The sequence below is a fragment of the Shouchella tritolerans genome, assembly GCF_025770735.1.
Taxonomy (GTDB): domain Bacteria; phylum Bacillota; class Bacilli; order Bacillales; family Bacillaceae_D; genus Shouchella; species Shouchella tritolerans.
In genome coordinates this window covers 374,931-398,407 of the sequence record NZ_JAODPB010000002.1, presented here as the reverse complement: position 1 = coordinate 398,407, position 23,477 = coordinate 374,931, and the positions used below count along the sequence as shown (strand labels likewise).

At 44.8% G+C, this 23,477-nt stretch carries 26 protein-coding genes; 7 read left to right on the top strand and 19 right to left on the bottom strand.

Annotation, left to right across the window (positions count from 1 at the left end):
* Positions 1–203: 203 nt before the first annotated feature.
* The 4 genes from N6H06_RS08285 to N6H06_RS08270 form a co-directional block, all read right to left on the bottom strand.
* On the bottom strand, positions 204–1,253 hold the full coding sequence (locus tag N6H06_RS08285) for an LLM class flavin-dependent oxidoreductase (protein WP_263706035.1): 1,050 nt from the start codon (positions 1,251–1,253) through the stop codon (positions 204–206).
* Between the two features lie 53 nt (positions 1,254–1,306).
* Positions 1,307–1,987, bottom strand: a complete 681-nt coding sequence (locus N6H06_RS08280) for an NfeD family protein (protein ID WP_263706034.1) — start codon at positions 1,985–1,987, stop codon at positions 1,307–1,309.
* A 95-nt stretch (positions 1,988–2,082) separates the two neighbouring features.
* Positions 2,083–2,967: a DUF1002 domain-containing protein gene (locus N6H06_RS08275; RefSeq protein WP_062747259.1), complete on the bottom strand. Its 885-nt coding sequence runs from the start codon at positions 2,965–2,967 to the stop codon at positions 2,083–2,085.
* A 96-nt stretch (positions 2,968–3,063) separates the two neighbouring features.
* Complete coding sequence (locus tag N6H06_RS08270) at positions 3,064–4,218, bottom strand: MFS transporter (RefSeq protein ID WP_263706033.1); 1,155 nt, start codon at positions 4,216–4,218, stop codon at positions 3,064–3,066.
* 91 nt (positions 4,219–4,309) lie between these two features.
* Between N6H06_RS08270 and N6H06_RS08265 the strand changes: the two genes are divergently transcribed.
* Positions 4,310–4,666 carry a hypothetical protein gene (locus N6H06_RS08265; RefSeq protein ID WP_263706032.1) on the top strand — a complete coding sequence of 119 codons (357 nt, stop codon included), beginning with the start codon at positions 4,310–4,312 and terminating at the stop codon, positions 4,664–4,666.
* A gap of 99 nt (positions 4,667–4,765) precedes the next feature.
* The gene (ispG, locus tag N6H06_RS08260; RefSeq protein WP_062747265.1) at positions 4,766–5,869 is read left to right on the top strand and encodes a flavodoxin-dependent (E)-4-hydroxy-3-methylbut-2-enyl-diphosphate synthase; all 1,104 of its coding nucleotides are present in this window, start codon (positions 4,766–4,768) and stop codon (positions 5,867–5,869) included.
* Between the two features lie 41 nt (positions 5,870–5,910).
* On the opposite strand, the gene N6H06_RS08255 is transcribed toward ispG, so the two are convergent.
* Positions 5,911–6,333 carry a CD225/dispanin family protein gene (locus tag N6H06_RS08255; RefSeq protein ID WP_062747266.1) on the bottom strand — a complete coding sequence of 141 codons (423 nt, stop codon included), beginning with the start codon at positions 6,331–6,333 and terminating at the stop codon, positions 5,911–5,913.
* Between the two features lie 96 nt (positions 6,334–6,429).
* Between N6H06_RS08255 and N6H06_RS08250 the strand changes: the two genes are divergently transcribed.
* On the top strand, positions 6,430–7,014 hold the full coding sequence (locus N6H06_RS08250) for a 5' nucleotidase, NT5C type (protein WP_062747267.1): 585 nt from the start codon (positions 6,430–6,432) through the stop codon (positions 7,012–7,014).
* Between the two features lie 65 nt (positions 7,015–7,079).
* On the opposite strand, the gene N6H06_RS08245 is transcribed toward N6H06_RS08250, so the two are convergent.
* The 6 genes from N6H06_RS08245 to N6H06_RS08220 form a co-directional block, all read right to left on the bottom strand.
* Positions 7,080–7,304: a DUF1540 domain-containing protein gene (locus N6H06_RS08245; RefSeq protein WP_062747269.1), complete on the bottom strand. Its 225-nt coding sequence runs from the start codon at positions 7,302–7,304 to the stop codon at positions 7,080–7,082.
* 153 nt (positions 7,305–7,457) lie between these two features.
* A complete protein-coding gene (locus N6H06_RS08240; protein ID WP_062747270.1) occupies positions 7,458–7,874 on the bottom strand; it encodes a Fur family transcriptional regulator in 417 nt (138 codons plus the stop codon).
* 46 nt (positions 7,875–7,920) lie between these two features.
* Positions 7,921–8,796, bottom strand: a complete 876-nt coding sequence (locus N6H06_RS08235; RefSeq protein WP_062747272.1) for a metal ABC transporter permease — start codon at positions 8,794–8,796, stop codon at positions 7,921–7,923.
* Positions 8,789–9,562: a metal ABC transporter ATP-binding protein gene (locus tag N6H06_RS08230; RefSeq protein WP_212953382.1), complete on the bottom strand. Its 774-nt coding sequence runs from the start codon at positions 9,560–9,562 to the stop codon at positions 8,789–8,791. Before N6H06_RS08230 ends, N6H06_RS08235 begins: the two co-directional genes overlap by 8 nt.
* A 247-nt stretch (positions 9,563–9,809) precedes the next feature.
* Positions 9,810–10,526 (bottom strand): lytic transglycosylase domain-containing protein, encoded by a 717-nt coding sequence (locus N6H06_RS08225; RefSeq protein ID WP_212953380.1) that lies wholly within the window; start codon positions 10,524–10,526, stop codon positions 9,810–9,812.
* Positions 10,527–10,761: 235 nt separating this feature from the next.
* On the bottom strand, positions 10,762–11,901 hold the full coding sequence (locus N6H06_RS08220; RefSeq protein WP_062747278.1) for a sensor histidine kinase: 1,140 nt from the start codon (positions 11,899–11,901) through the stop codon (positions 10,762–10,764).
* A gap of 171 nt (positions 11,902–12,072) precedes the next feature.
* Between N6H06_RS08220 and N6H06_RS08215 the strand changes: the two genes are divergently transcribed.
* The gene (locus N6H06_RS08215; RefSeq protein WP_062747279.1) at positions 12,073–12,339 is read left to right on the top strand and encodes a DUF2624 domain-containing protein; all 267 of its coding nucleotides are present in this window, start codon (positions 12,073–12,075) and stop codon (positions 12,337–12,339) included.
* Between the two features lie 84 nt (positions 12,340–12,423).
* On the opposite strand, the gene N6H06_RS08210 is transcribed toward N6H06_RS08215, so the two are convergent.
* Positions 12,424–13,302 (bottom strand): deoxyribonuclease IV, encoded by an 879-nt coding sequence (locus N6H06_RS08210; RefSeq protein ID WP_062747281.1) that lies wholly within the window; start codon positions 13,300–13,302, stop codon positions 12,424–12,426.
* 16 nt (positions 13,303–13,318) lie between these two features.
* Entirely contained in the window at positions 13,319–14,680 is a 1,362-nt protein-coding gene (locus tag N6H06_RS08205; RefSeq protein WP_263706031.1) for a DEAD/DEAH box helicase, read from the bottom strand.
* Positions 14,681–14,826: 146 nt separating this feature from the next.
* Here N6H06_RS08205 and N6H06_RS08200 point away from each other — a divergent pair, with 146 nt between their 5' ends.
* The 3 genes from N6H06_RS08200 (at position 14,827) to N6H06_RS08190 (ending at position 17,165) form a co-directional block, all read left to right on the top strand.
* Complete coding sequence (locus N6H06_RS08200; RefSeq protein ID WP_263706030.1) at positions 14,827–15,477, top strand: YqfQ family protein; 651 nt, start codon at positions 14,827–14,829, stop codon at positions 15,475–15,477.
* Between the two features lie 106 nt (positions 15,478–15,583).
* Entirely contained in the window at positions 15,584–16,075 is a 492-nt protein-coding gene (locus N6H06_RS08195; RefSeq protein ID WP_062747288.1) for a CarD family transcriptional regulator, read from the top strand.
* A gap of 145 nt (positions 16,076–16,220) precedes the next feature.
* Positions 16,221–17,165 (top strand): 4-hydroxy-3-methylbut-2-enyl diphosphate reductase, encoded by a 945-nt coding sequence (locus N6H06_RS08190; RefSeq protein ID WP_062747290.1) that lies wholly within the window; start codon positions 16,221–16,223, stop codon positions 17,163–17,165.
* Between the two features lie 51 nt (positions 17,166–17,216).
* On the opposite strand, the gene N6H06_RS08185 is transcribed toward N6H06_RS08190, so the two are convergent.
* The 6 genes from N6H06_RS08185 to N6H06_RS08160 form a co-directional block, all read right to left on the bottom strand.
* Positions 17,217–18,338, bottom strand: a complete 1,122-nt coding sequence (locus tag N6H06_RS08185) for a Nif3-like dinuclear metal center hexameric protein (protein ID WP_062747292.1) — start codon at positions 18,336–18,338, stop codon at positions 17,217–17,219.
* A complete protein-coding gene (locus tag N6H06_RS08180) occupies positions 18,335–19,039 on the bottom strand; it encodes a tRNA (adenine(22)-N(1))-methyltransferase (RefSeq protein WP_263706029.1) in 705 nt (234 codons plus the stop codon). The genes N6H06_RS08185 and N6H06_RS08180 overlap by 4 nt, the downstream gene beginning before the upstream one ends.
* 95 nt (positions 19,040–19,134) lie before the next feature.
* On the bottom strand, positions 19,135–19,518 hold the full coding sequence (locus tag N6H06_RS08175) for a c-type cytochrome (protein WP_062747296.1): 384 nt from the start codon (positions 19,516–19,518) through the stop codon (positions 19,135–19,137).
* Positions 19,519–19,781: 263 nt separating this feature from the next.
* Complete coding sequence (gene rpoD, locus N6H06_RS08170; protein WP_011246534.1) at positions 19,782–20,903, bottom strand: RNA polymerase sigma factor RpoD; 1,122 nt, start codon at positions 20,901–20,903, stop codon at positions 19,782–19,784.
* Between the two features lie 32 nt (positions 20,904–20,935).
* Positions 20,936–22,747 (bottom strand): DNA primase, encoded by a 1,812-nt coding sequence (dnaG, locus tag N6H06_RS08165; RefSeq protein ID WP_263706028.1) that lies wholly within the window; start codon positions 22,745–22,747, stop codon positions 20,936–20,938.
* A 76-nt stretch (positions 22,748–22,823) separates the two neighbouring features.
* The gene (locus N6H06_RS08160) at positions 22,824–23,231 is read right to left on the bottom strand and encodes a DUF188 domain-containing protein (RefSeq protein WP_263706027.1); all 408 of its coding nucleotides are present in this window, start codon (positions 23,229–23,231) and stop codon (positions 22,824–22,826) included.
* Positions 23,232–23,477 lie beyond the last annotated feature (246 nt).

The following is a 23,477-nucleotide window of genomic DNA, read 5'->3' as shown; positions in this document are numbered from 1 at the left end:
AGGCGCCTAACTTGTCGTTATAATATGTGATCTGTCTAGACTTATACAAAAAAAGACAGCCAATAAATGAATCGGTGCTTGACCACATGGTCAGCGCTGACGTTTCATTTATTGACTTTAGAAACTACAGTTTGTGATTACATTGATAAAATTGTAAACTGGCACCTTCAGTTTACCACAACCGTTTTTTGGATAGGTTGCTTTTATTGCGACGTCTCCCAGCGGAAGACTTTCTCCCTCACAAGGGGCGCCGTTTCTTTTCCGAAAAGCTCAATCGCCTTCATGACCTCTTCATGGGGCATCGAACCGACTGACACATGGAGCATAAATCTTGTGACCCCTACATATTTTCGCAGGTGAACAATTTTTTCTGCCACTTTCTCAGGATCTCCGACATAAAGGGCTCCCTCAAAGCTTCGAGCAGCATCAAAGCTTGAGCGAGTGTACACTCCCCAGCCCCGCTCCCGAGCAAGCATATTCATCGCCTGCTGGGTCGAAGGGAAAAATGTTTCTGCAGCAGTTTCCACATCCTCGGCTATAAAACCATGTGAATGAGAAGCGACTTGAAGTTTTAATGGATCATGCCCCCCGTGCTCAGCCGCTTTATGATAAAGTTCCACAAGAGGAGCGAAGTGAAGAGGATTTCCGCCGATAATTGCTAGGACAAGTGGGAGGCCGAGGAGTCCTGCGCGGATGACAGATTCCTGGTTGCCTCCGCTTCCAATCCATACAGGCAGCGGGTTCTGTACAGGTCGTGGATACACGCCTAAATGTTGAATAGCCGGGCGATGCTTGCCGCTCCACGTTACCCTTTCTGACTTTTGCAGATGCAAGAGCAAATCAAGCTTCTCTTCAAATAGCTCATCATAATCGTTTAAGTCATAGCCAAATAGCGGAAACGATTCAATGAAAGAGCCCCGGCCTGCCATAATTTCCGCCCGTCCATTTGACAGCCCGTCGAGCGTCGCGAAATCTTGGAAGACGCGGACGGGGTCGGCGGATGAAAGCACGGTCACCGCACTTGTCAGCCTAATTCGTTTCGTTTGTGGAGCCGCCGCGGCCAATACGACTGCAGGGGAAGAAGCGGCATAATCTTGGCGATGATGTTCTCCTACGCCAAATACATCGAGCCCAACCTGGTCAGCAAGGACAATCTCCTCAACGACTTCCCGTAGCCGTTGTGCGTGGCTTATTGTTTTCCCCGTCTTTGTATCTGGAGTCGTTTCTACAAAGGTACTAATGCCTAGTTCCATGGTATTTCCTCCATATTTACTTTTCCCCTAGCTGCCGTGAGACTAGCTTTGCCTTACTGGCGATCATCACTTTGATTTGCCTGTTCTTCATCCTCATTTGCCACTTCGACGGCTTTCACCAAAATCCTCGTTCCATCGACAGAGACAACTTCCACCTCTGTATCGACTTTAATCCAACGGCCCCCGCTTGTTGCACTATATGGATTCCCCTCAATGTCAATCGTCCCAGTAGGACGGAAATCAGTTAAAGCTACCCCTTTTTTTCCAACAAGCTCTTTGTAGCTTTCGTTCATTGAGTTATAACCTTTTTCAGAAGAAAGTTGGTCTTTTAATGTCATTTTCGTCCACATATTCCGGTGGGGAAAGACTCTTAAGAACAAAAGAGACGCAAAGGCGCCGATCACGGTTGCAAATGAAACAAGCACGCCATAAATCAAATCCGGGGCAGGGATCGCTAGGCCTATGATCATTAGTATAACCCCAATTGCAGCAATTGTGCCATCGGATGTCACGTTGCCGTCAAATATAATGAGTCCAAGGCCAATTAAATAAAAAACGATCACCCAAGTGCCAACGTCTCCGTTTAAATGGTAAATAAAATACATGCATATTAATCCAATGCCGAGAAGGCCAAATAGACCCCTTGCCCTAACCAGCAATTCGCCGATTAAAAATAATGTCCCAAAAGCAACTACGATAAATCCAATCGAAGCTGAATCGAGCCAATCAATCATAAAATCGACCTCCCTATCATCACTTGTACCTTTTCTACGTGCTACTCTTCAAAAAGTTTCATGCATAACAAAAAGAGAGGAGCACCCCTCTCTTATTATGAACGAAATAGGTCAGCAATGGAATCAAAAAAGCGTTTCATTGCATCAATAAAACTGTCGAGGAATGATTTCGCCTCCTCGCTTTCGACAAAATTGCCAAAGTTCTCCCTTACTTTGGACAGTTGATCCTTTAAGTGATCCCAATCAATATCTAGATCTTTCATTTTCATAAATAACGCAGTAAGTTCATTCGTCTCCTGATCCGACAGGGTCACATTAATTTCATCGGCTAGCTTAATAATAATGGTCCGCATTTCCTCTTCTGTTTCAATGTTGGTGCTAGCAATTTCCTCTTTCACTCGGGTAATTAACTCATTTGCCTCCTCGCTGCCAATCGATTCAGCTAGCTCTGCAGTTCGGATCATTTCTTCATTAGCAACGGTCTTCTGTTCCTCTGGAATATCCAAGTCAGCAGCTGTCTCATATGCTTTAATCAGCCCAGTGAGGGCGGCAGTACCTGAAACTTCAAACGGAGCTGTGACATATACTTCGGCGTCTTGAACACCAGCTGTCACTAAAGCATTGGCATACATTTCATTAGAAACCCAACTAATCCGATCAGAAGTTACTTGTATACCGGTGCCAGCAGGGGCAATTGTAATTTTCGATGAAGACAAGGCTTTATTGCCGATTTGGCTAGCGCTTATATATTGCCCTAAGTATAAGTGCTCTTCTTCATTGGTTACATAAATGGTTTCATACTCACTAGGCAGTTCCATCCGTTTTAAAATATCCCGTTTCTGCTCCTCAGATAAGTTTTGTCCAAGCGTGACAATTACATCGCCAGGGACAGCGTCTGCAAATGCTAGTTTTGGCATAAACGAAAAAACAAGCAAAAGCGCAGTCAAAACCATGCTTATTTTTTTTAATTTTGTTCTCATCAAACTGATCACTCCTGTTCGTGAGGCAACAGCCCTCTCAAATAGGTAACCTCTTTTTCGCTCATCCGAGAAGGGCCTAAAGTCCTGGTTCGCTGCTTAAATTTGTGTGATATGTTGTTTTTTTTCTCTATAGCGGCATATTCCTATTATAAAGGAAGCCGTCAAAACGGCAAGTATGCTGCCAAGCGCAACCATGCCATTGCCTATCCACATTTGATAAAAAAGAGGCGCTGCCGCAATGCTTAGAAACCTTGCCATAGACAGACATGCAATTAAACGTTCGCGGACAGCTCCTGCTGTCCTCTCCCCTAAGGCATTGCTTGCAAGGGGCAAGGCGACCCCTGTACATCCACCACAAATCGAAAGAACGACACAAAGTACAATAACCTGCTCACTAAAAAATAGGAGCAAAAGTGTACAACATAGCAGCAAACTAAGTAGCACGCCGCGTATGGCTGTTTGACCAACGTTGGCAACAAAGCGAATATTCGCTGAGCACAGCACCATCGCCAAAAACGGAAGTGCTAGCAGTAACCCCTGAACAGCAGGAGAAAAACCGAAAAGCGAGAATAAATAAGAAGCGTAAAAAAATAAACCGTACAATATAAACAAATGCACGAGGCTTAGCGTATACTCAGAGACGGCAACGAAAACATGGCCCCGAAAAGAGACTTGTCCCACTTTCGAGGTTCCCCATTTTAGGGGCGCAATATTTCGCCAGACAAAAAAGGTACTGCAAACAGCCAATAAGAAAAACAAATATGGGCTTAATGTCCAAGACAAATACAATAGCAAGCTCCCTATTAGTGGACTGCTTATTTTTGCGACGCCATTGCTTAATTCAAGCCGCCCAAAGAGAACCAACTTTTCGTTTCCTTTTGCAAAAGCACCGGCATACGTGTAAGCAAGAGAAGTTGCGCCGCCTGCTCCCATTCCGGTTACAACCCGACCAGCAAATAAAAGCATGGCAGCCCCATTCAATTGGGCCCACACACTGACAAGCGACCCCACCATTACTAATAAACAGCTGATGATCATTGCCTTGCGAATATTCGTACGCCTAGCCAATTGTTGGGCAAATGGAATAGCGACCACTCCCGCTAGCGTAAACATGCTTAAAAACCAAGTGCTTTCCGTTTGTGTGAATGCATATGCTTGTTCAATAACAGGCAAAAGCGGCACATACATGGAATTCCCTAAGACGATCAGTGTCGGAAGTAAAAACAGCCCTGGATAATCATTCTTTTTCATTAGAATCCTCGCGAATGAATAGATTTTAAGCAAACGTCTATTCTATAGGTTGTACCATATTGAATCGATTCATGCAAAAGGAGGCTGAGCAGTGAAGCGGATCTTGTTTGGGATCGTCTTGATTATTGTTATTCTTGGCATACATCATGATTTAACGGGCGGCACGTTTGCCGAAGAAAAAGAGAGCCGTACGCCTCCTACCCCTTTAACCGTTCAGGTTGAAGAGAATCAAGGAGAGAATGAGCCGTCACTACCATATCAGGAAGTGATCATTGAACCAGGGCAAACTGTTCTCTCTGTCGTCGAACATTTGCATGGCCACCAAGTCGATCGTCCAATTGAATCAATCATCGCAGACTTTCGCGAATTAAATGAACAAATGGAGCCAAACGCGCTTCAAGTCGGCGAGCGTTACCGGTTTCCTTTGTATAATGGTGAAGCTGAGTGAATATCCTTGCCAGCCCCAGTTATTCATTGATAGAATAGAACAGACTCCATAGGAGACAAAAGATGGGCACAAAAGCCCCTCAAAGGAGCGATTAGGTCTATGGCCGAGAGAGTTCACCGCAAAAATACGCGCCCTGTTAAGGTAGGAAACCTGACAATAGGGGGAAATGATGAAATTATTATTCAAAGCATGACGACAACAAAAACGCATGACGTCGAAGCGACTGTTGCGGAAATTAATCGATTAGAAGAAGCTGGCTGTCAGATTGTGCGTGTAGCTTGTCCAGATATGCGAGCTGCAGAAGCAATCTCTGAAATAAAAAAACGCATCAATATCCCCCTTGTCGTTGATATTCATTTTAACTATAAGTTTGCGCTTAAAGCGATTGAGGGCGGCGCTGACAAAATCCGTATCAATCCTGGCAATATCGGTAAGCGCGAAAATGTAGAAGCAGTGGTAAAGGCAGCAAAAGAAAAAGGCATTCCTATCCGGATTGGCGTCAACGCCGGCTCTTTGGAACGCCATTTGCTTGAAAAATACGGCTATCCGACTGCTGACGCGATGGTCGAAAGTGCATTGCACCATATCCGTATTTTAGAAGAACTAGATTTTCACGATATTATCGTTTCCATGAAAGCCTCGGATGTGCGTTTAGCGATCGAAGCTTATGACAAAGCGAGCAGAGCATTCGACTATCCGCTCCATCTTGGCATTACTGAATCAGGTACGCTTTTTGCCGGGACAGTGAAAAGCGCAGCAGGAATTGGCGCTCTTCTGCATATGGGGATTGGCAACACATTGCGAATATCGCTGTCTGCTGATCCAGTTGAAGAAGTAAAAGTGGCGCGAGAACTGTTGAAATCGTTTGGCCTTGCCGCTAATGCAGCGACACTGATCTCCTGTCCGACATGCGGCCGGATTGAGATTGATTTGATTAGCATCGCCAACGAAGTGGAAGACTACATTGCAAAAATTAAAGCACCGATAAAAGTCGCTGTTCTCGGTTGCGCCGTAAATGGCCCAGGCGAAGCTCGAGAAGCAGATATCGGCATTGCCGGAGCACGGGGCGAAGGGCTTTTGTTTATGAAAGGCGAGATTGTCCGTAAAGTCCCAGAAGAAACAATGGTGGAAGAGCTAAAAAAAGAAATCGATAAACTTGCAGAAGAACATTATGCAAAACAACGCGAAGCTCAGCCAAATTAAACCATTTAAAAGCCGACTCGGGTCCGAGCCGGCTTTTTCGTTTAAAAATAGGGAGAAAAGATAAGCGTTGAGAGAACAGAAACAATGCCTATTGCGGTGGCCCAAATGCCTAACCCTCTTGCCCCTCTTGAAATTGCAACAGCGCCGCAAATAATACCGGCTGTGCCTAACAATAATGGGACAAGAAACAAGGAAGTAATGGAGAGGACGAGTGCCAATGTACCTATCCCTTTCCCAGCATCTGTTTGGTCTGCCTCTTCTTCTGGATCTTGTTCTCGCAACCTTTCGTCTGCCGAAAATTCGCTTGCCGTTTCCTCGTTAAAACGGTTTTCATCCTGATTATCCAGCAAGTAGTCAGAGCCTTCTTCGCCATCATGGCCATCAACATGGGTATTTAAAAAGGTTAGCGATGGATCATTTTCATCGACTAGTTTAACCGTTTCTTTCTGTTTGTTTTCTGCCAAAGTGCTTCCCCTGCTTTCTTATGAAGATTGTCGTTAGTTTGCCGTAAAAGGAAGCGATACATGCTACCAAGTATTACTAAAAGAGGTGTAAGTGTAATGAAAAAACGGATTGGACTCGATATTGACGGCACAATTACAGACCCGGCTACGTTTGTCCCTTATTTAAATAAAGATTTTAACAAGCAATTCACACTAGCTGATTTGTCTGAATACGATTTGACTAAAATTCTCCGCATTTCAGACAAAGAATTCTGGGATTGGATGGAAGTAAATGAACCTACGATCTATGCTGAAGCAGAGCTCGCTTATGGCGCCAAACAGGCCCTTCTAAATTGGAGTAAAGAACATGAGCTCATTTACATCACAGCCAGGCGTAAGCACTTAACAGACGTTACTACCTCTTGGTTCGCGAATCGCCAAGTGCCTTATCACCATATTGAACTTGTCGGCAAGCATGATAAACTCGAGGCTGTTAAAGCACAAAAGCTTGACGTTTTTCTTGAAGACAAACATGATAATGCCGTCATGATATCCGAAGAATTTGCGATCCCTGTCCTCTTGTTCGATACGCCTTACAACCAAATGCCAACCCCCAAATCTGTCGTACGCGTGCGAAACTGGCAAGAAGCATATCATTGGATGGCACGCTGGCTAAAAAGCGGGGAGGCGTCTCCTATATAAAAGGGCTTGCCAAGCAAGCCCCCAGATCAGTCTGAATGAGGGTTATCGACTTTGTTAGCGAGCCCTCAGTGTTCTTTTTTCGGTTTGAACGTTTGGCAACACGTCTCCGCGCTTTGTTCGGCATGCTCGTGTACGTCCTCTTTTGCATCGGCATGCCATTCACTACTTGCCTCGATTTCATAGTCCGCTGCGTAAGGATCGGTTTCTACAAGAATCTCTTCAGCGCCACATTTGTTTCCCTCTGCCCAAAACGTGCAGTTAGATACTCGGCAATGGACAATTGGACTCATTGATATCCCCTCCTGCCTTTAGTTTTTTCGCTAAAGCCAGCCGGAATACATGGCAACGCTTGCCTATTCCCTGAACCACTAACGTTACCCACAAAGTGAAATGTTCCCTTCCCCATAACGCAAAAAAAGCTTAAGGGAAGAGCCCTTAAGCTTTTACTGCTGGCATTGTTCGCACATGCCGTATATTTCAAATTTATGTCCAGTAACATGGAAATGGGGAAATCGTTTTGCAAGTGACTCGTCCATTGGGCAATTGTGAAAATGCTCTGTTTTCCCACACTCTAAGCAGATAAGGTGGTGGTGATGGCTTGACGTTCCGCACCTGAATCGAAAACGCTTTTCCCCGTCCAGCTCTGTCGTTTCCAGCAATCCAATCTCAGCAAAAAGGGAGAGGTTCCGATAAATGGTATCGAAACTTAGCCCTGGATAGCGGTCTTGCATTGCTTCCAGCACCCCTCGTGCACTTAAATAACGGGAGTTAGCTGCAAACAGCTTTAGCATCTCTTCCCGCTTGCCCGTATACTTATACCCCTCTTCTTTTAGACGATTAAGTGCAGTTGATACATCCATGCAATCGACCCTCTTTTTAGACTTTCTTTTAGTGTAACGGATTTTTTTATGCTTGACTAGGTGTGTTTCCCCTGCCGAATAAAAATAAGCCTTTTTTGCGATTTCGCCCAAATGCTAGTGACAAAAGCAAAATGATGACAGCAATCATGACAATCGCCCCGCCTGGTGCTATTTGCAATTGGTAGGCGGCAATTAAACCGCCAATCACGGCAATTTCACCAAAGGCAACAGCAAACACAAACAATTGTTTAAACCCTTTAGCAAAACGCATGGCGCTTGCAACAGGGAGCGTCATCAGAGAGGAAACAAGCAAAATCCCTACAACCCGCATAGAAGCTGCAATCACAAGTGCAACCATCACCATAAACACGAGATGGACCAGGCGCCGGTTAATGCCTGAAACGATCGCTTGCTCCTCATCAAACGACAAAAAGAATAATTCTTTGTAAAAAAAGACCAGTACGACAAAGACGACAACCGTTATGATTGCGATCGTCACAAAGTCACTGCGATTGACAGCAATGACTGAACCAAACAAATAATTTAGCAAGTCATTGTTAAATCCATTGGCCAATGAAATAAAAATAACCCCAAGACCAATCCCAGCAGACATAATAATCGGAATCGCGATTTCTTTGTAATGGGCGTACACTTGGCGAAGTTTCTCAATAAAAAGGGACCCCCCTACAGAAAATGCCATTCCTAAGTAAAGGGGGTTCGCCCCGCTCATAAACGGAAAGTAACTGCCAAGCAATAAGCTAAATGCAATCCCTGAAAGGGTAATATGTGATAGGGCATCAGCGATTAGCGACATGCGCCTGACCACTAGAAATACTCCTAGTAGTGGGGCTAATACACCGATGAGCATCCCTGTAAAAAAAGCGTATCGTAAAAAATCATAAGTCAAGAACGCGCTAAACATGGGCAACTCCTTCGTGGTTATGGGTTAGCAGTTGAACGTCATGCCCATAAAATTCAAGTTTATCCGTTTTAGCGACAAACTCATCTGAAGTCCCATGAAAATGGATCGTTTTATTTAAGCAGGCAACTTCATTTACGTATTGCGTCATCGCTCCAATATCATGGGAAATCAACAGCAATGTTTTCCCCTCTTCTTTATGCAACTTTCTTAACAGCCCATAAAATTCGCCAACACTTTTGGCATCGACCCCAACTGTCGGCTCATCTAAAATAAGAAGTTCTGGGTCGCTCACCAAGGCTCTCGCAATAAAAACGCGCTGTTGTTGGCCGCCTGATAATTCACCGATGTTTTCATGCATATACTCTGACATGCCTACTTGACGAATGGCCTCATTAATTTTGTCTTTATCCTGTTTGCGCAAAAAGCGGAACAACCCAACTTTGGCGTACAATCCCATTGACACCACTTCAAAAACAGTCGCCGGGAAACCGCTAGAAAAGCTATTTGCTTTTTGGGAAACGTAGCCAATTTTATCCCATTGTTTAAACTTGTCTTGTGGCTGATTAAATAAAGAAATGCTGCCTTCGTCTGGGCGGAGAAGCCCAAGAAGCAGTTTTACTAGCGTTGATTTCCCTGACCCATTGGGACCGACAATCCCTAAGAATGCGCCTTTTTCAATTGTTAACGAAATATTGCTTAAAACGGGACGCTTCCCGTAATGAAATGAGACGTTTTGTAATTCTGCCAGCGGAGCATAGCGGTCCATGTTTTCACCGTCCTACTATTAAGAATGGTTCCGATTTAATCCTTCTCCTATTATAACGATTATTTTTTAAATGTCTAGAGATAAAAAGCAATCTGTTGGGCCATAAAAAAAGAGCGCTTAAGCGCTCTAAGACTGTCGACAAACGCTCGATACGTCGTCGTTTGCCTCGCTCGTGTGCTCAATGAACACAAAGTTCTATTCTCGACTTCATTCTCGTCTGCCAAGCATTCTTCGGCAATCTGACTTGTTACTCATTATCTGCGTAAACGACGGCAGGTACTCCATGTTGCTTTGCTGCTGTTTGGATCTTTACCGCGTAAGCGCTTTTTGCATCGCCGTTTTCATTAATGTACAATTCTAAACCACCCATGCCACGGTTATAGGCAGTCAATGCTTTATCCCAATCGCCATATTGGCCATATAGAAAATCCAAATATTCAACGGATAGCTGAATCGCGTAGAATGGATCAAAAAGTAGTTCTTGGCGATATTCAACGCCAGCCATCTCAGCAATCCATGGAGCCGTGTTTGTCATAAACTGCGCCATTCCATAAGCATGACCATATTTTGTTTCTGGACCGACTGCATTTGTATCAAACTGCTCTCCGCTCTCAACTTTGAGCAATTCATACACAAGGTAGGGATTCATTTGCTTTTGTTCTGCTAAATGGGCTAAATACATCCCCCACTCTTTTTTAAAATGGCCATCGCTGTCTTCATATAATTCATCCGCAAGCTTCATTGCTTCTGACCAGACTTGATGATTGTCTTCAAATGACAATTCTTCGGCAACAGCACCTGTTTCTTGCAGTTCCTCTTCCATCGAGCCAAAAAGCTGCCTCATTTCCTCATTTTCCTTGGCCAGCTCCTTGTTTGTTTCACGGTAATCATGTATAAGTAAAAAGGCGCCACCAACTAAAGCCGCTAAAGCCGCTGCCAACAGCACTTTCATTATTCGCTTCACACTGTTCACTCCTTTGTCCTTTGAACGCTGAAAGCATAAGCGATTGCGTCGTCAGGAACAAGGAGACAAACAAAGGCTAGAAGCAGCAAATGCCGAAAAATCAATTAAAAACCTTGCATTTCCTCCAGAATACTCTCTCAAAGGGCGAATTGCTCCCCTATTTCGCTTGAGCCGCGCCAATAAAAGGCTCATTCAGCTCAAAAAATGACTGGAACAAAACCAATAATTATCCATTTCACACTAATAATGGCAATATCATCTCAATTCGCGTTCCAACATTGGCTTCACTCTGAATATCAAATGTGCCACCATGGTCTTCAATGATCTTTTTGCATAACGGGATACCGACGCCCGTTCCTTTTTCTTTTGTCGTAAAAAATGGTTTTCCAAGTTGGCTTAAAACAGTATCAGGCATGCCTTTGCCATTATCGATCAGCTCGATAACTACTTGCTCGCCAACTTCCCTGCTTCTTATTTCCAAACGCCGTCCAGTTGACTGCTCTTCATATGCTTCAATCGAATTGCGCAACAAATTAAGCATAACCTGCTTAAACATCGATTCATTTACGTGGCAAATCGCAAACGTTTCTTCAATGTCAAGTTGAAATTCAACACTGTGCAAAGAGCATTCCGCCCGCATCAGTTCAGCAAGTGATTGAAGCAACTGTGCTGGCGATTGCCACTTGCGGTCGTTCTTTTTGCGTGAAACCGATAGAAAATCTTCAATAATGACATTCATACGGTTTAGCTCTGAAATAATCGTATTGTAATACTTCTGAAAATCACTCGTCAAATGGGATAACTGCAAAAACCCCTTTATGACAGACAAAGGATTCCTGAGCTCATGGGCGACACTGGCAGCAATATGTGATACTGCCTGCATTTGATGCTGAAATGTGACGAGTTCCTCGAATTTCCGTTTTACCGTCAAGTCTTCTAAAAGCACATAGTACACAAAGGCAAACGTCCCTCTTTCAGGGACTACAGTCACTTTGATCGTTGCATTGTCATCTTCATAACAGTTTTTAATGACCTGGTTGCCTTGCCCCACTGAGATGCTTAATTGTTCATTGATAAATTGCAGCAAATGATCAGAAACGCCTAACTCTGCCAGTGTTTGTTCTTCAAGGTCTTTTTCTGCCAAATCGGTGAGATGAACAAAGGATTCGCTCCAGTGGAGCTGTCGAAAGCACTCGTCTACCTTTAAGTAAGGAATATCCATCGCTTGAATAATGGAAAACATTGAATGGGCGACATCAGGCGGTTCTTTTATGTAAAGTAAATGGTCATCATGTACATCTACGCTTTTCGCCATTTGCCGCACTTGGCTACTCCCTATAGGGGCTGCTTTTTGATTTTGGGAAAGCTTGCACATCCTTGCCCCTCCTTCTTCAGTAGTGATCCTTATCTAACAACCTTGGCCGTAAACATTCCCCGCTACACTATTCTTATTCGTGATAATGGCGTTTTTTCCTGTTTTTGTTCTAATTAAAATTCCCGATCATATAGTAACAAGACTTTCTTTTAAAGGGGGCGGTTTTGCACAGTGAATATCATCATGCAGCAGCTCATTAACCAAAAAATCAATTCGATTACTGAACCAGAGTTTATTCAATTAGCCCACAAACATGGCTACCAAGTAACACCAGCACAAACAAAAGCAATTTTCAAAATTATAAAGGCACAACGAATCGACATCGGGAATAGAACACAAGTCGACCAAATTTTAGAGAGGCTGCGAACGGAAACAGACCCGTATATTGCCGCCGTTGTCGACGAATTGTTTGAGCAATTTCAGCATTATTTGGATTAACACCAAAAGCTCACGTCCTCTATTGAGGGCGTGAGCTTGATAAAATTTTGGCGACACAGCCTATAAAAATCTTTGTTGGGAACTTTATTTTTCAATAGGGTCAAGCAATTCCCTGCGCAACAACGCAATTTCATGTTTGTATGGAGGCCTTTTATCTTTCTTGTCATTGCCTATGAAAGGCGTTTCGAGAATTTTAGGAATGTCTTTAAATTGGTCATGATGGACAATATAGTCGAGCGCTTTAAGGCCGATATGGCCATGGCCAATGTTTTCATGGCGGTCTTTCCGAGAACTGCGTTCATTTTTAGAATCATTGACATGGACGACTTTAATCCGCTCTGCTCCAACGATCCGGTCAAATTCATCGAGCACGCCGTCAAAATCATTGACAATATCATAGCCTGCATCGTGTGTATGGCATGTATCGAAACAAACAGATAAACGTTCATTGTGTGTGACGCCATCTATGATTTTAGCAAGTTCATCAAACGTACAGCCGCATTCAGAACCTTTTCCAGCCATCGTCTCAAGGGCGATTTGCACATCGCGCTTTTCAGTAAGAACTTCGTTTAAGCCTTCAATGATCTTTTTAATGCCTTCCTCTGCCCCTGCACCTACATGAGCACCTGGATGAAGAACAATTTGTTTTGCACCTATCGCTTCAGTGCGTTCAATTTCAGATCGCAAAAAATCAACGCCGAGGCGAAAAGTTTCTGGCTTTTGCGTATTTCCAATATTGATGATATATGGAGCATGGACGATAATGTTTGATAGGCCATGCTCCGCCATATGGGCTTTCCCCGCTTCAATGTTCAAATCCTCAATCGCTTTGCGCCGTGTATTCTGGGGCGCCCCTGTATAAATCATGAATGTCGTGGCACCGTAAGATGCTGCTTCCTCACTCGATTGCAGCAGCATCTTCTTTCCGCTCATCGACACATGGGAACCAATTAACAATGACATAAAATCTCCCTCCGTACTATTTCTCTTTACGCGCGTTTAAGCGTCTCTCCCGTTTTTTCTGTTTGGCAATGGCGGCTCTCGCTTTTTGTTTATAGCCAGGCTTTACTTTTTTAGGCCTAGCTTTTGCCTTGCCGCCAGTCCGAATTGGCCGATTACCTGTTTGCTTTTCAGCAGCGCCTTTTCCTTTGTCTGTCGGTGGCCTTCGATTGACCCGGCCCGCTCCAACAGGAGGCTTAACCAGCTCTGTCCATTCACCATGTTTGAATTCCACAAATGAAAAAACAATCCCCCGACTAGCAAGCTTCGCACACGCGGCTTCATCACTTTGCTCATACAACGACAAGGCAATGCCGTCTGCGCCAGCCCGTGCTGTCCGCCCAACACGATGGACATAAAAATCCAAGTCTTGCGGAAACTCGTAATTGATGATGTGTGTCACGCCTTTAATGTCAATGCCACGCGCGGCCAAATCGGTTGCAACCAAATACTGGATTGATAAATCCTCAACTCGTTTCATTACTTTTTTGCGTTCCCGCGGGGGTAGACCGCCATGGAGGCAATCAACGAGTATATTCTCAGTAGCTAAAGCTGCTGTCACTTCGTCGGCTTGCTCTTTTGTATTGGTAAAGATGATCGCCAAATACGGGTTTAACCCGCGAATGGTCTCTTTCAACACGGTCAACTTGTCCCGGTGGCGCATTGGAACAAGCTGGTGGGCAACACGCTCTGCCGCCAGCTTTTCTGGTTGAACATGGACATGCCGTGGGTTATTCATATATTTTTTCAAAAATGGCTGTAGCTTTTCAGGAACAGTTGCCGAAAAGACAAGCATTTGCAAGTCCTCGGCTAATCTTCCGGCAACCTTGTCAACGTCTTCTAGAAAGCCCATGTCGAGCATCTGATCCGCTTCGTCAACGACAAGCGTCTTTGCCGTGTATACAAGCAAGGAAGACGTATTGACAAGGTCAGCAATCCGCCCTGGCGTGCCGATGACAATGTGCGGTTGCTTAGTGGACAACCGCTGTGCTTGCCGTTTTCTGTCCGTCCCGCCAACGAAAAGCTGCGCATCTACTTGCCCGTCATAATAGACAATCAGCTTTTTTAACTCATCAAATAATTGGGCACAAAGCTCTCGTGTAGGGGCAGTGATCACTGCCTGTACCTCGTTTCGGTCGACATCGAGCTGTTCGATGATCGGCAACAAAAACGCAAATGTTTTTCCTGTCCCTGTTTGCGACTGGCCAATGACATCTTTTCGATTTAAAATTGCTGGAATCAATCGTTCCTGGATCTCAGTTGGCCGATTGACGCCAATAGCGCTCAATCCTTTGAGCAGTCGCTCGTTTAAGCCTAAACGGCTAAAATGTTCAGCATTCATTTTTAACTCCTACTTTCCGTTCGATTGCAATACTTCATTTTACCATACTGGCATGTATTTCGTCCATTTGCATTTAAAGACACGATTCGTACGACCGCTGCATAGGTTGCAGGTAAGAGACTATATAAAGATGGGGGAAAATTGACATGCACTCTTTTTTAGGCCCTCCTGCAAGTCCCCTTCCGATGCAACCGTTCCCGCCACCAACAACAAGCCCCTTTTTAGGGCGTAGCCCAATGATGGGACCAGGCATGGCGCCAAGATTCGTCCAGTCTGCGGCACAACCTCTAGCGACAATTCCAGGGCAGGTAGCTCCTTCTTTTGCTACGCAGAGAGTCGGCGGCGGTTTATTATCGCGCTTATTTGGCGGCGCCGCCTCTCGTGTTAGCACAGGTAGCATTACAGGTGGCAGTAGGTTGTTCGGTAGTGGTATGAACTTAACGACGATCTTGAATCATACGCAACGCGTTCTAGGCATCACCCAACAAGTGGCGCCCATGATCCAACAGTATGGACCGCTGATTAAAAATGCGCCGACGCTTTGGCGGATTTTGCGTTCTTCTCCTCAGCCGGCAGACGACGATACAGCAGGGACGGAAGAAACAATAGAGCCGGAAACCGATTCGACTGGCAGTGAGGAAACAACAGAACAAAAAACCGCTTCCGCTGCTAGTGAGGAAACCGAACGACAAGTTGTCGAGGAAACGCAAGCCAAACCTTCAGACACAGCAGTTATTGTCAGAAAAAGAAAGAAGTCTGCTGGAGATGAACTCCCAAAGCCTAAACTTTATGTGTAAAAATTTCGTGTTGGTTATTGACAAGTTTCTGCCCACAGTAGTATAATTTGAAATTTATCTTTAAATGTGGTATACTGACTTCTATCACTTGATTGGAGGAATGTCCATGTTTAAAGTTGGCGACAAAGTTGTTTACCCCTACCATGGTGCAGGGACGATCCAAGATGTGGAGGAGAAAAATGTATTGGGTGAGACGCATTTGTATTTCATCCTTCATTTCCCATTGGTAGATATAACGCTTATGCTTCCTGAATCTCGAATTGAGCAATCAGGGCTCCGAAAGGTCATTCCCTCCTCTGATCTTGAAAAGGTCGCAAAAGCATTGCAAAACGGTCCTGATACGCCACCTTCAACAAGTCAATTTTCTCGAGATACGGAAAATTTACTAAAGACAGGCAGCATTATCGACGCTGCTCATTTAGTGTCGTCACTCTCGAAGAAACAGGCAGAACGGTCAAACGGACTCCACATTCAGGATCGCCACCATTTGCAAAAAGCACGGCAAGTGTTAGCAAGCGAACTTGTGGTAGTCCAAGATTTTTCGGAAGAACAAGCGTATGAATTTATTGACAACAATTTGCTCGATACAGCCAATTAAGCCGTCATTGTTCTACGAATTCATAAGGCTTCCTGATTGTCAGGCTCCTTGATCTCCATTACAATAGAAGAGAAATCATCAAAACAGGGCTCTCACTTTTTTCAGAAAGTAAGTAGCCCCGTTTTTTTAGGAGGCCACTAAATTAATGGACGTTTTAAAAATTTCGCCAAGAGGGTATTGTTACGGCGTAGTGGATGCAATGGTGATGGCGAGACAAGCAGCGCAAAACTTGGACTTACCAAGACCTTTATATATACTGGGGCAAATTGTCCATAACCAACATGTGACGGACGCGTTTGAGGAAGATGGCATCATTTCACTAGATGGGCCAAACCGTCTTGAAATTTTGAAAAACGTCACTCATGGAACGGTCATTTTCACAGCGCACGGTGTATCGCCCGAAGTTCGTCGCCTCGCTAAAGAAAAAGGACTGACTTGTATTGACGCGACATGCCCCGACGTAACCCGAACACATGATTTAATACGGGAAAAAGCCGAAGAAGGCTATCAGTTTATATACATCGGCAAACAAGGCCATCCTGAGCCAGAGGGGGCAATGGGCGTCGCTCCTGACTCCGTGCATCTTGTTGAGACAATGGAAGATCTTGAGCAGCTCACATTGGATGACCGCGACATTATTATTACCAACCAAACGACAATGAGTCAATGGGATGTAGCCGATATTATGAAGCGTGCAATGGAGCTCTATCCAAATGCAGAAGTACACAATGAAATTTGTTTGGCTACGCAAGTCCGCCAAGAAGCGGTCGCTGAACAAGCTTCTCAATGCGACATTGTGATTGTCGTCGGCGATCCTAAAAGCAACAATTCCAACCGGTTGGCGCAAGTTTCCGAGCAAATTGCCGGCACACCCGCTTACCGCATTGGCGATTTGTCTGAACTGAAGCTAGAGTGGATCAAAGACGCCAAAAAAGTCGGTGTGACGTCAGGCGCTTCAACACCGACGCCGATTACAAAAGAAGTGATTACCTTTATTGAAAACTATGACCCAAATGATGAATCTACATGGGACACAACGAAAAAAGTGCCGATCGAAAAAATCCTTCCAAAAGTGCGTGTAAAAAAATAACGCCAACAAGCAAGCCGCGCTTTAGCGTGGCTTGCTTGTTTTTTTACGTTCTTATAAAAATTGAAATGGCTCTGTACTTTGGGCAGAAGCGAATATGTCAATTTGGTAGCCGTTTGCGCTCAATAATGCTGCTACTTTTTCAGCAACACCTTCTTTCATAATTGCCTCGATATGATGGCCAGCATCAATGACACACATGCCCGCCATTAACGCGTCTTGAGCAACATGGTAATACAAATCTCCAGTAATGAGCACGTCTGCTCCCGCTCGTTTGGCTTGCATCACATACTTATTGCCATCGCCTCCGAGCACAGCCGCTTTTCTAATTTTCGTATCCAACTCACCGACAACACGAACGGTTTTTACGCCTAGCGCCTGTTTAACAAATTCAACATAAGAGGCTAGCGTATGGTCGCCCTCCACTTTTCCGATACGACCGAGCCCCCGTTGCCCTTGTGGTTGGTCAAGTGGATACAAGTCGTAGGCAGGTTCCTCATATGGATGCGCCTTAACCAAAGCAGCAATGACTTTGCCGCTCAAATGGGCAGGCACAATGGTTTCAATGCGAACTTCGCTCACTTCTTCTTCTTTCCCTGCCGTGCCAATATAAGGGTTGGCACCTTCTTGTGGTCGAAAACGCCCCATTCCCTCCGCCGAAAAGGAACAATGACTATAGTTGCCGATGTGACCAGCACCAGCAGCGCCAAGTGCCTCACGGATTTGTTTGGCATGGGAAGAAGGAACAAAAGCTACGAGCTTTTGTAATGTTTCTGTATAGGTCGGCGCCAGCACGTTGCTATCTTTGAATTGAAGACGCTCTGCAAGCAAATCATTAACGCCCCCTTCAGCAACATCAAGATTGGTATGGGCAGCATAAATGGTGATCTCATGTTCAATTGCTTTTTTTATCATTCTCCCCATCGGCGTGTCCACATCGATTTGCTTAAGAGGATGGAACAATAACGGGTGGTGGGCTAGGATAAAGTCAACGTTCTTTTCAATCGCTTCATCGATCGTTTTTTCCAGTACATCAAGGGCGACCATTGCTTTTTTGACCTTTTTTTTCAGTGACCCAACCATTAAACCGTTTTTATCGCCTTCAAGCGCATATGACTTTGGGGCAAACGACTCAAAGTATTGGATAAGCGTATTTGCTACAATGGTGTTTTTCATTCTTCCAATGCCTCCTTCACAAGCTGCAGCTTTCTTTCAAGCTTTCTTTGTTTTTCGCCCATTTCTTTTGTCTGTTTCCCTTTCTTAAGCTCCTCTAATACTTGAAGCCAGCTATGTTGTTCACGACGCCACTTTTTTTGAAAAGCCGGCGCTTGCTCATGTCGCAAAATCGGGCCAAACAGCAAGTCTGCTTCTGTAAGATGCGATGGATCTTTTTCTGGCACTGCCACAATGATTTCATATATTTTGCCGTCTTCCTCTATGATTTCCTCGGCCGAAATCGAAAATTCATGATCTGAAAGCCACTCTCGTACTGCATGGGCTGCAATATTGGGCTGAAGCACAAGGGTTTGAACACCTCGCAACTTTGTTTTGCCATCTTCTAAAATCGAAGCAATTAACGGCCCGCCCATTCCTGCAATAGCAATGGCTTCAACGTCATCATCGCTATTAAGCACTTCTAAGCCATTTCCTTTACGGACTTCTACCGCATCAGAAAGACCTGAGCGCCTCACTTGCGCACAAGCGGATTGATAAGGCCCTTCATTCAGCTCGCCAGCAATCGCAAACAGACCAGGGCACCGCAATGCCAGATAGCAAGGGAGGTACGCATGATCTGAACCGATGTCTGCAATTCGCTTAAAATGGGATAGGTAGGAGGCTACCCGCTCAAGGCGTAAGGATAGCTGTCTGTCATTCATCTTGGAACCCCCAATATATACGGATTACGATAAACCTCTAACCGTTCCTAAGAACGCTAAAGCGAAATGGAAAAAGAGCAAGGTTTCCCCTGCTCTTATTGTGAAGCGTCAAGCAAATAATCTGCTACGGCTTCAATTTCATTCTCTTGCAATTGGCCTCCAAAGGCCGGCATGCCGCCGTCAAGCCCATTGGTGACAATTTCAACAATTTCTTCGTGAGACAAACGTCCCTCTACATTATTGATAGCCGGAGCATTTCCGGTGCCTGACAAATCATTAGCATGGCAGGAAATGCACGATTGTGAGACAACTGTTTCGCCGTATTCGATTGGATCATCTATAACGACTTCCTCTTGTGTCCCTTCCCCGCCTTCCTCAGCAATGTTGCGCAAATGGTTGCCAACGCCTGAAAGCGCAACCATTAAAACGACACCAAGCAATGCAATAATGGCAAAAGGGATTAATGGGCGTCCTTTCATTAAAAGTGCTCTCCTTTCTAAGTTAGAGGTCTTTTTCTTATGTAAAAAAGCACGAATCTTCTTTAGTTTACTGTATATGGGCACTTCTGAAAAGGGCTCGTCCCTATTTTAATTGAAAAACCAACAATTTGCCAGATGATACTATTAAGAAAATTTCAAATGGCGATTTGCATTTCCCTTTCATACCCAGTAAAATAGGAAGTAAGCAAAATGAATCGTTTGGCTTGCAAAGGGGCAAGCCAAACGATCAGCGATATCATTGATCAATCAAGAAAGTCTTTTAAACGCTTGCTGCGGCTTGGATGGCGCAATTTGCGGAGCGCTTTTGCTTCAATTTGGCGAATTCGCTCTCTCGTAACGCCAAACACTTTGCCTACTTCTTCAAGCGTTCTTGTCCGGCCGTCATCAAGCCCGAAACGCAAGCGCAATACGTTCTCCTCACGATCGGTTAGCGTATCGAGTACATCTTCGAGTTGTTCTTTCAACAGCTCGTACGCGGCCGCATCCGATGGCGCTAGAGCTTCTTGGTCTTCGATAAAGTCGCCTAGATGGGAATCATCCTCTTCGCCAATTGGCGTCTCTAGCGATACAGGCTCTTGGGCAATTTTTAAAATCTCTCTTACTTTGTCAGGGCTTAAATCCATCTCTTTGCCGACTTCTTCTGGAGTTGGCTCGCGCCCATAGTCTTGTAAAAGTTGGCGTTGTACACGGATCAGCTTATTAATTGTTTCGACCATATGCACAGGAATACGGATCGTACGGGCTTGGTCTGCAATCGCTCGTGTGATCGCTTGGCGAATCCACCAAGTTGCATATGTGCTAAATTTAAAGCCTTTGTCATAGTCGAACTTTTCAACAGCTTTAATTAAGCCCATATTGCCTTCCTGAATTAAATCAAGGAATAGCATGCCGCGGCCAACATAACGTTTTGCAATTGAAACAACGAGGCGCAAATTCGCTTCCGCTAACCGTTTCTTTGCCTCTTCGTCGCCTTGTTCAATTCGTTTAGCCAAATCGATTTCTTCTTCAGCTGAAAGCAATGGAACACGGCCAATTTCTTTCAAATACATGCGGACTGGGTCATTTATTTTAATCCCTGGGGGGACACTTAAATCATTTAAATCAAACTCTTCTTCGTCTTTTGCTACTTGTGCAAGCGATGGTACGTCGTCTTCGCTTTCGTTCAAAAGTTCCACGCCTTGTTCGCCAAGATACTCGTAAAATTCATCCATTTGGTCTGAATCTTGTTCAAACGCAGCCATTTTCTCTGTAATTTCGGCATACGTCAATGTACCACGCTTTTTCCCAGTTTCCACCAGTTGTTCTTTTACTTGATCGATGGTAAGGTCACCTTCTGTTACAGGACGCAACGGTTTGTCAGCCATTCGATCCCCTCCTTCCAAAATTAAACCATACATTACTGGCTTTGGAGCTCTTTTTTTAAGCGAATCAACTCCATTTGCAGTTTTGCCGCCCGGATAGGGTCTTGTTCAAACCGCGCAGCCTGCTGCTGTTCTTTCAGTTTTACCCATTTTGGGTATTGCTCAATCCGCTTTATATAATCAGTAAGCTCCTCGTCTGAACACTCATTCTTTAATGGTTGCATGAGCAAATATGCCGCCAGCTTTGCCAGCCTCCGGTCTTCAAGGCTTTCTACAAAACGTCTCATGCTCGCATCAGGCTCTCTAGTTACAAATGAAAGCAAATACGCATAAAGTGCTTGGTGTTCTTCGAGGTTAAAGCCAGTTCCTAGCTTTTCTGAGACGCGCCACACCATTTCCGTGTCTTGGAGCATATAAGCTAGCAAGATCCGTTCGGCTTTTATATGAGCTGGTACAGGCCGTGGGCTTCCTTGCTTTGCGCTGGAAGCTGGCTTTTCCGCTCGCGGCAGCGCTTTGGGTGTCTCTTTTGTTTGTTTGAGTAGGCGTTCGGCCCGGCTTAACTCTTGACGCAACACATCCATCGGCAATGTAAAACTTTCTGCAAGTTGCTGCAAATAGTATTCTTGTTCGACAGAATGCTCGAGTTTTGCCAACATCTGTACGATTTCTTCGATGTATTGGATCCGATCTCCTTCATTTTGCATATTCTTGCCTTGTTTTAAATCCAACATTCGAAACGCCATTACGGATAAGCATTCGTTGTCGAGTATGCGCACAAACGCCTCTTCGCCATGTTGCTTCACATAATCATCTGGGTCGAGTCCTTCGGGAAGTAGGCAAATCGACACTTTGCAGCCAGCTTCCTCCAACACAGGAATCGCTTTGCGAATCGCTTCTCTCCCGGCACGGTCGCCATCATAACATAAAATGACTTCTTCTGCATTGCGGCGAAGAAGTTTTGCATGATCGCTGCTTAAAGCAGTGCCTAACGTAGCAACCACATTTGTCACTCCAGCTTTCCAAGCAGCCATTACGTCAAATGCCCCTTCTACTAACAGGGCTTTGTTTTGTTTACGTATGCTCGGACGAGCTTCATGCATATGGAATAACGTTTTTGCTTTGTGGAAAATCGGCGTTTCCGGGCTGTTTAAGTACTTCGGTTGGCCTTCGCCAATGGCCCTACCACCAAATGCCACTACGCTTCCTTGACTATCCGTAATCGGAAACATGAGCCGTTCACGAAACAAGTCGTAATAGCCCTTTCCTTGTTTGCGTTTCGCCAAAAGGCCTGATTCTGCCATTACAGCTAAGTCAAGGCCATTTGTTTCAAAGATCACAGCGAGCGTTTCCCAATCATTAAGGGCATAGCCGATTCGGAAATGTTCAATCTGTTCTTGCGTGAAAAGCCTCTCTTGTGCATAAACACGCCCTGGGGCCCCTTCTTCTGTTAGCGTCAAAATGCTATGGTAAGTAGAGGCAGCGAGCTCGTGGCCTTTTTTCATTTGCCGGATGCGCGCATCTTCAGGTTTGTCCGTCTCTGTTCTTTGCATTTGCGGCAAAGCTATTTTTGCACGTTCTGCGAGGTGAGAGACGGTTTCAGAAAAAGACCAGCCCTTTAACTCCTGCAAAAAAGTAAACACATTCCCGCCGGCTCCGCAGCCAAAACAATGGTACACTTGTTTGTCTTCCGAGACAGAAAAAGACGGCGTTTTCTCGTCATGGAACGGGCAAAGACCTCCGTACTGACGCCCTTGCTTTTTTAGCTGTACATATTCGCCGATGACTTCAACAATATCACTTGCTTCCCTGATCTCTGTAAGTTTTTCATCGGGTATTTTCACAGCCACTAGGCAATCACCACAATTCTATTCCTTTGCTATCTTTTCAAGTACGGCATATAGAGCATGATAGAACGCGGCGCGGTCAGATGCTGTAAATTTTTTTCGGGCCGCGCGTCTTTTTCCCAGCTCTCCGGGCTTTTTGGGAAGTATGCCTCCATGCAAGCATGGCTGGCATTTCCTCCTCTTTATACACATGCCCCCGCGGCGACAACACGATCACACCTCTTACAAGAAGGAGCGACGCTAACGCATGATCTTGTGTCACGCAGACATCTCCACGGTTGACAGATTGCAGCAAATAGAGATCCGCTGCTTCTTTACTGGTATCGACAATAGCCGTTTCTACATCCTTTGGCAAACTCATGGTATGCGCATAAGAATAAACAAAGACCATTTTTTTGCCGAATGTCCGCGCGAGCGAAATGACTTCTTCTTTTACTGGGCAAGAATCCGCATCAACGTAGACGGTCGTGTTAGATGGAATCACCATACACTATCATTCAACATTTTCAACAGATCTCCTTCTTCCTTGACGAAAAAAATAAAAATGTGTCGAAAAAAGCGCTACAGCTATTCCTTCCTTCAGTTCTATCATTGCCAAAAAAATAAGAATAAGTCTTGACTTTTTAAATTTATTTGTTCTCTTAGGGTTTTATACATAAAAACAAGAATCTCAATGATAAAATCCCCAATGTTCAATTATACTTGATTGGGGATCATTTGAACAGTAAGAACG